We start from the raw sequence: 2,676 nt of genomic DNA on the forward strand, positions 1-2,676 counted from the left end.
TTTTTTGATTCTTCTGATTTGAAGGGTTTTTGATGGAGGGTTTGATCCTGGCTCAGGACGAACGCTGGCGGCGTGCTTAACACATGCAAGTCGAACGGTAAGGCTCCAGCTTGCTGGGGTACACGAGTGGCGAACGGGTGAGTAACACGTGGGTGACCTGCCCTGCACTTCGGGATAAGCCTGGGAAACTGGGTCTAATACCGGATAGGACCGCACCGTGAGGGTGTGGTGGAAAGTTTTTTCGGTGTGGGATGGGCCCGCGGCCTATCAGCTTGTTGGTGGGGTAATGGCCTACCAAGGCGGCGACGGGTAGCCGGCCTGAGAGGGTGGACGGCCACATTGGGACTGAGACACGGCCCAGACTCCTACGGGAGGCAGCAGTGGGGAATATTGCACAATGGGCGGAAGCCTGATGCAGCGACGCCGCGTGGGGGATGACGGCCTTCGGGTTGTAAACTCCTTTCACCATCGACGAAGGGTTTCTGACGGTAGATGGAGAAGAAGCACCGGCTAACTACGTGCCAGCAGCCGCGGTAATACGTAGGGTGCGAGCGTTGTCCGGAATTACTGGGCGTAAAGAGCTCGTAGGTGGTTTGTCGCGTCGTCTGTGAAATTCCGGGGCTTAACTCCGGGCGTGCAGGCGATACGGGCATAACTTGAGTACTGTAGGGGAGACTGGAATTCCTGGTGTAGCGGTGAAATGCGCAGATATCAGGAGGAACACCGGTGGCGAAGGCGGGTCTCTGGGCAGTAACTGACGCTGAGGAGCGAAAGCATGGGGAGCGAACAGGATTAGATACCCTGGTAGTCCATGCCGTAAACGGTGGGCGCTAGGTGTGGGTTTCCTTCCACGGGATCCGTGCCGTAGCTAACGCATTAAGCGCCCCGCCTGGGGAGTACGGCCGCAAGGCTAAAACTCAAAGGAATTGACGGGGGCCCGCACAAGCGGCGGAGCATGTGGATTAATTCGATGCAACGCGAAGAACCTTACCTGGGCTTGACATATACAGGATCGCGCCAGAGATGGTGTTTCCCTTGTGGCTTGTATACAGGTGGTGCATGGTTGTCGTCAGCTCGTGTCGTGAGATGTTGGGTTAAGTCCCGCAACGAGCGCAACCCTTGTCTTATGTTGCCAGCACGTTGTGGTGGGGACTCGTAAGAAACTGCCGGGGTTAACTCGGAGGAAGGTGGGGATGACGTCAAATCATCATGCCCCTTATGTCCAGGGCTTCACACATGCTACAATGGTCGGTACAGTGGGTTGCCAGTCCGTGAGGGCGAGCTAATCCCGCAAAGCCGGTCTCAGTTCGGATCGGGGTCTGCAACTCGACCCCGTGAAGTCGGAGTCGCTAGTAATCGCAGATCAGCAACGCTGCGGTGAATACGTTCCCGGGCCTTGTACACACCGCCCGTCACGTCATGAAAGTCGGTAACACCCGAAGCCAGTGGCCTAACACATTTTGTGGGGGAGCTGTCGAAGGTGGGATTGGCGATTGGGACGAAGTCGTAACAAGGTAGCCGTACCGGAAGGTGCGGCTGGATCACCTCCTTTCTAAGGAGATTATTTTTCTTATGTCATGTGTCATCGTGTTGGTGGCGTGTGGCTATTTTTTGTTTTTGGGTGGAACACCTACTGGTTAGATCACTGAAGTGGTGGTCTGCGCGTGCGTGTGATGACTTTAAACGTTTGTGCTTTCCTTTTTTGTGTTGGTTGGTTGTTGGTGCGCTGTTGGGTGTCTGGGATGACACATGTTGTTGTTCCTGTTTACAGGTTGCTGCGTGCTGCGGGCAGGCTGCTGTTGTGGTGGTTTGTGTGTGGTGTGTGGGTGTTGTGTGAGAACTGGATAGTGGACGCGAGCATCTTGTTTTTCTGTAAGTTCGATTTTGTCAAGCAGTTTTTCTGTTTGTGATTGTTCTTAGTTATTTGTTTGTGTGTTGTGTTGTAAGGGCGCATGGTGGATGCCTTGGCATAGTAGGCCGATGAAGGACGTGAGAGGCTGCGATAGGCCTCGGGGAGCTGCCAACTGAGCGTTGATCCGAGGGTGTCCGAATGGGGAAACCTGGCCGTCGTTGTGGGCGGTCGCCGTTAGATGAATTCATAGTCTAATTGGTGGTTACGCGGGGAAGTGAAACATCTCAGTACCCGTAGGAGTAGAAAACAATTGTGATTCCGTTAGTAGTGGCGAACGAACGTGGATGAGGCTAAACCGCGTGCGTGTGATACCTGGCAGGGTTTGCGTGCGTGGGGTTGTGGGGATGCACTTTGCAGGGTCTGCTAGCCCTGCGTTGTGTTGTGTGGGTGTAGCGGAAGTGGATTGGAATGTCCTGCCGTAGACGGTGAGAGTCCGGTACGTGAAACACCCGTGCGTGCAATTGGTGTGTTGCCCGAGTAGCAGCGGGCTCGTGGAATCTGCTGTGAATCTGCCGGGACCACCCGGTAAGCCTAAATACCTGCTTATGACCGATAGCGGATTAGTACCGTGAGGGAATGGTGAAAAGTACCCCGGGAGGGGAGTGAAATAGTACCTGAAACCATGTGCTTACAATCCGTCAGAGCCCTTTTTGTGGGGTGATGGCGTGCCTTTTGAAGAATGAGCCTGCGAGTCAGCGGCATGTCGCGAGGTTAACCCGTTTGGTGGGGTAGTCGTAGCGAAAGCGAATACTAACTAGTGTGTT

The 2,676-nt window shown here is 54.6% G+C and carries 2 rRNA genes; both read left to right on the plus strand.

Annotated elements, in window-relative coordinates:
* Positions 1–29 precede the first annotated feature (29 nt).
* Positions 30–1,552: ribosomal RNA gene (locus tag ADB08_RS00850) — 16S ribosomal RNA — on the plus strand.
* 380 nt (positions 1,553–1,932) lie between these two features.
* A 23S ribosomal RNA gene (locus ADB08_RS00855) occupies positions 1,933–2,676 on the plus strand; the annotation flags it as partial.

The organism is Corynebacterium sp. 239_CJEI (assembly GCF_001055995.1).
Classification (GTDB): domain Bacteria; phylum Actinomycetota; class Actinomycetes; order Mycobacteriales; family Mycobacteriaceae; genus Corynebacterium; species Corynebacterium jeikeium_D.